Here is a 3,758-nt window from a genome sequence, read left to right on the forward strand (position 1 = left end):
GTCCTGGTTGCGGTTCGGTGCTGGTCGGTGCGGTCCGGGTCCGGTGGGGCCGGGTCCGGGTCTCCGGGGCCGGTGGGCCGGGTCCCGGCATCCCGGGCCCGGTGGTCCGGGTCCCGGCATCCGGGTCTTGTCGTCCGGAGCCGCGTCCGGGACGATCGTGGACGCGGCCGGTTTCCGCGTCCTGCCGCGGCGGTGAACGATGGCGGAACAGCGGGTGCGGCTGTACGGTTTCGCTTGTCCGGCGGGACGGTCCGCTGGTCCGGTGGCCCGGTCCACCTGTTCGCTCGCTCGCTGGTCCGCGCCGATGGCGCGTTCTGCGGTCTGGAGGCACGGATGCGGTTCACGACGACGGTTCTGCAGGCACGGGGGACGGCCACCGGACCGCCCGTGCCGCCGGAGGTCGTCGAGGCGCTCGGCGCCGGGGGTCGCCCGGCCGTGGTCGTCACGATCGACGGCGGCTACACCTACCGGTCCACGATCGGGGTGATGGGCGGACAGTCGCTCGTCCCGCTGTCGGCCGAGCACCGCCGCGCTGCGGGTATCGCGGCCGGGGACACCGTCGACGTCACGCTCGAGGTCGACACCCTGCCGCGGACCGTCGACGTGCCGGAGGACCTGGCGCACGCGTTCGAGGCGGCCGGGGTGCGGGCGGCGTTCGAGACGCTGTCGAACTCACGGCAGCGCGCGCTCGTCGACCCGGTGGTGCAGGCGAAGGCGCCGGAGACCCGGCAGCGGCGCATCGACAAGGCCGTGGAGGCCCTGCAGGGCTGAGCGGGGACAGCGCGCCTGGATGGCGTCGCCTGGATGGCGTGGTCGGTCGTTCCGGGCGTCCCTGGTCCTCCAGGACGACCGGGGATGCCCGTACCGGCCGGGTGTCCGGTGCGGTCAGCCGCCGAGCTCCACCAGCACGCGCGGGATCTCGGCGAGCAGTTCGCTCGCCAGGTAGCCGAGCGGGCCCACCTGCACGGCGAGACGGTCGCCCGCCGCGGCGTGCACGGAGGACGCCCACGCCGCCGCCTGTGCCGGGTCGGCCCCACGTGCGAGCAGCCCGACGACGACACCGGAGAGCACGTCGCCGCTCCCGCTGGTCCCCAGGCCTCCGGCACCGGTGCCCTTCACCCAGACCCGGCCGTCCGGTGCGGCGATGACGTCCGACAGTGCGACGACCGCGCCGAACCGCTCGGCGATCTCCCGGGCGTCGGCGACGTCGTCCTCGCCGCAGTCCCGTCCGAGCAGCCGTTCGGCCTCGCCGCTGTTCGGGGTCATCACGAGACGTCCGCGCAGGGGTTCGAGGCGGTCGGCCACGTCCGCCGCGACGCCGAGCGCGAAGGCGTCGAGCACGACCTTCGTCTCCGGTCCGACGACGTCCGCGATCCGTGCCACGAGGTCACGGGCACCGTCGGGATGGTCGAGTCCGGGGCCGATCAGGACCGCGTCCGCGCTGCCGGCGTCGTCCGCGGCCGCGTCGATCGCGCCGACCGCGATGTGGCCGGCGTCGTCCTCGTCGAGGGGCTGGACGCCGGACTCCGGGACGGCGACGGACACCTCCGCTGCGACGCTCGCCGCGACGGCGAGGGTGAGCCGCCCCGCGCCGACCCGGAGTGCGGCGAGCGCCGAGAGCATCGCCGCACCCGGTGTCCGCGCCGCTCCCCCGATGACGAGCACCTGCCCACGGCCGTACTTGCCCGCGCCGGGCTCCGGGAGCGGCCACTGCCGCAGGGCGTTCGGGGTGATCGGCTCAGGCGACACGGGTGTCGTCCTTCCGCCCGCTGTGCTCGGTGACCTCGTCGTCGTCGAGGTGGCCGACGGCCGAGAACTCCTCGAGCGACCACGGTGAGCCGACGGTGTCCCGTCGGAGTCGCGTGAGCGAGGCGTTCGCCACGGTGTGCTCGGCCGCGAAGGCCATCAGCTCCGGTTCATCCAGGTCGAGGCACACGGCCACGGTGAGCATCACGACGGCGTCGTGCGCCGCGACGAGCAGCCGCTCCGGTCCGTCGAGCCGGTCGACGTCGTGCAGCAGCGACCGGAGGCGCAGCATCACGTCCGCCCAGGACTCCCCGCCCGCCGGCCGGTGGTAGTACTTGCCGAGCCACTGCCGCCGGCGTTCCTCGTCCGGGTACCGGTGCTGCACGCCCTGTCGGGTGAGCAGGTCGAGCACGCCGAGCTCACGGTCCCGGAGCCGTTCGTCCACGCGCCGGGTGGGCTCGTCGATGCCGCCCGCCTCGAGCGCGGTGCGGATCGTCTGCTGCGCCCGCAGGTACGGCGACACCCAGAGCTGCACCGGCACGTCGTCGACGCCGCGGTCCGCGAGCTCACGGCCGAGCGCCCGCGACTGCTCCCGACCCAGCGGGCTCAGCGGGACGTCGGCGTCCCGGTGTCCCGCGTCGATCACGTCTGCTCCGTCGGCCTCGGCGCGGGCAGCGGCGACGTTCGCCTCCGACTCCCCGTGGCGCACGAGCCAGATCTCCCTGACAGCCATGGCGCCACGGTAACCAGGCCCCGCTGTGCCCCTTCACCGCCTCGGGCTCACCACGTCGGTCGGCTCGGACGAGCGCTGCGCACCGGGCGGACCGGGCACGGCAGACCGGCGGCACGGAACCGACGGACGAGGAGGTCCGGGTCGAACAGGTCTCGCCACTCGAGGCGGACGATCGCTCGGACGACCGGGACGGTGAGCAGTCGCTCGTGCCGTCGTTTCTCGGCCACGAAGACCTCGGTCGGGGAACGGCCGTCGCGGTAGCGCTCCTGCGAGTACTTCGCCCGTCCGTCGATCTCGATCACGACCCCGTGGTCCGGGAACCAGAAGTCGACCGAGTACCGGTGACCGTCCACGACGAAGTCCTGCTGGAGCACCGGTGTCGGGAGTCCGAGTTCGAGGAAGACCACCCGCGCGAACGACTCCGCCGGCGAACCCGAGCGGCCGTCCGACAGCTCGAGCACCCGCTCCACGGTCCGGCGGCTCCGAGCACGCGGGTCGACCGCCGCTCGGAGCGTCGCTCGCGTCGTCCCGGTCGCGAGAACCCGGTCGGTGACGACCACGGCGGTCCGCAGGTCGGCGGCCGAGGCGATGTCCACCACGGTCCGCGGGACGGAGGTGACCGAGATGCCGTGCGCGTGCTCGCGTTCGTCGTCGTCGAGCGGCCGGGTGTGGAGCACGAGATCGGCGGTCCGTCGGCGGTACATCGACTCGGGCACGGTGGCGTGCACGGGGACGTCCCAGCCCTTCAGGACGGGGAGGCCGTGGATCGCTGCCGCTGACACGTGCGACGCGGAGGCCCGGGTGCCGAGCCGACCGAGCCGTCCGTGGACGCGCGTGACGTACCGCTGCCGGGGCCCGGCGGCGTCCCACAGTGCACCCTCGACGAAGGCGTTCGGCCCGACGCGGACCAGGCGGTCGGGCCCGGCGATCCTGGTCCGCCGTCGCAGGGTCGTCGCGTCGCAGGAGGTCTCCCGCGCCGGACCCGCGCGGAGGATCGGAAGAGGTCGTTGCATGCCTCGACGGTGCCCGATCGCCACGGCCGGACGGAGGCCGACGTCGAGAACTGGGGACGAGCCTCCAGGCAATCGCCCCTGTGGAGGAGGCGACCGACCGCCGTACCGAGCACGATCGGGCGTACCTGGTCGGTCGATGCGACCAGGTACGCCCGGAACAGCCAGGTATGCCCGGAACCACCCCGCCTCAGCCCCGCCGCACCCGCAGCGTGACGATCTCGAACGGCCGCATCGTCAACACGACCCGTTCCCCAGCGCCCCACGAC

At 74.0% G+C, this 3,758-nt stretch carries 4 protein-coding genes; 1 reads left to right on the forward strand and 3 read right to left on the reverse strand.

The genetic code is table 11. The annotated features are described in order from the left end of the window. Positions 1 to 333: 333 nt before the first annotated feature. Complete coding sequence (locus tag BEP24_RS15990; RefSeq protein ID WP_065965138.1) at positions 334 to 771, forward strand: YdeI/OmpD-associated family protein; 438 nt, start codon at positions 334 to 336, stop codon at positions 769 to 771. Positions 772 to 885: 114 nt separating this feature from the next. On the opposite strand, the gene BEP24_RS15995 is transcribed toward BEP24_RS15990, so the two are convergent. From BEP24_RS15995 to BEP24_RS16005, 3 genes are read right to left on the reverse strand one after another with little or no spacing between them, the layout of a single operon-like run. Continuing rightward, positions 886 to 1,749: an NAD(P)H-hydrate dehydratase gene (locus BEP24_RS15995; protein ID WP_065965128.1), complete on the reverse strand. Its 864-nt coding sequence runs from the start codon at positions 1,747 to 1,749 to the stop codon at positions 886 to 888. Continuing rightward, complete coding sequence (locus tag BEP24_RS16000) at positions 1,739 to 2,479, reverse strand: histidine phosphatase family protein (protein ID WP_065965130.1); 741 nt, start codon at positions 2,477 to 2,479, stop codon at positions 1,739 to 1,741. The genes BEP24_RS15995 and BEP24_RS16000 overlap by 11 nt, the downstream gene beginning before the upstream one ends. 47 nt (positions 2,480 to 2,526) lie before the next feature. Continuing rightward, complete coding sequence (locus BEP24_RS16005) at positions 2,527 to 3,492, reverse strand: hypothetical protein (protein WP_065965133.1); 966 nt, start codon at positions 3,490 to 3,492, stop codon at positions 2,527 to 2,529. Positions 3,493 to 3,758: the final 266 nt, after the last annotated feature.

Origin of the sequence: Curtobacterium sp. UCD-KPL2560 (assembly GCF_001705035.1) — a bacterium.
Taxonomy (GTDB): domain Bacteria; phylum Actinomycetota; class Actinomycetes; order Actinomycetales; family Microbacteriaceae; genus Curtobacterium.

What these genes read in the sequence shown, in the direction of transcription:
- BEP24_RS15990 (WP_065965138.1), top strand. Translation starts at nt 334, where the DNA reads ATGCGGTTCACGACGACGGTTCTGCAGGCACGGGGGACGGCCACCGGA.
- BEP24_RS16005 (WP_065965133.1), bottom strand. Translation starts at nt 3,492, where the DNA reads ATGCAACGACCTCTTCCGATCCTCCGCGCGGGTCCGGCGCGGGAGACC.
- BEP24_RS16000 (WP_065965130.1), bottom strand. Translation starts at nt 2,479, where the DNA reads ATGGCTGTCAGGGAGATCTGGCTCGTGCGCCACGGGGAGTCGGAGGCG.